Annotated in this window: 1 protein-coding gene; it reads left to right on the top strand. The window is 69.2% G+C overall.

What is annotated here, in order from left to right; genetic code table 11:
• The coding region (locus EN969_RS34085) for a cobaltochelatase subunit CobN (protein WP_206525366.1) at positions 1-652 on the top strand (652 nt) is incomplete at both ends.

The following is a 652-nucleotide window of genomic DNA, read 5'->3' as shown; positions in this document are numbered from 1 at the left end:
GTGCTGAAGCCGAGAAGACGGCGCTCATCGCCGCGCTCGATGGCCGCCACGTCAAGGCTGGGCCGGCCGGCGCGCCTGCGCGCGGCCGCTCGGACGTCTTGCCTACCGGCCGCAATTTGTTCACCTCGGACCCGCGCACCATGCCGACGCCGACCGCCTATGATCTGGGCAGGGCAGCGGCGGAGGAAGTCGTGCGCGGCTACATGCAGTCGCATGGCGACTGGCCACGCTCGCTAGTCATCGATCTCTGGGGCTCGGCATCGCTGCGCACCGGCGGCGAGGAGATCGCTCAAGGCCTGGCGCTGATGGGCTGCCGGCCGCAATGGGATTTGGCCACCGGCCGCATCACCGGCATCGAAGTGCTGCCGCCGGCCACGCTCGGAAGGCCACGCGTCGATGTCACATGGCGCATATCAGGCCTGTTCCGCGACATGTTCCCGACCCAGATCGCGCTGATCGATGCCGCAGCCAACGCGGTTGCCGCGCGCGACGAGGACGATTCGGAAAACCCGCTCGCGGCCAAAACCCGCGCCGACGGCAAGATCAGCCCGCGCATCTTCGGCACCTCGCCGGGCACATACGGCGCCGGCGTCGAGGATCTCATGTCCTCCGGCGACTGGGCGGCACGCGACGAAATCGGCCGCGCCTATCT

This window comes from Mesorhizobium sp. M7A.F.Ca.CA.003.01.2.1 (assembly GCF_003998945.1).
GTDB classification, from domain to species: domain Bacteria; phylum Pseudomonadota; class Alphaproteobacteria; order Rhizobiales; family Rhizobiaceae; genus Mesorhizobium; species Mesorhizobium ciceri.
The sequence above is the reverse complement of the archived record's forward strand: the minus strand, read 5'-3'. Positions and strand labels throughout refer to the sequence as shown.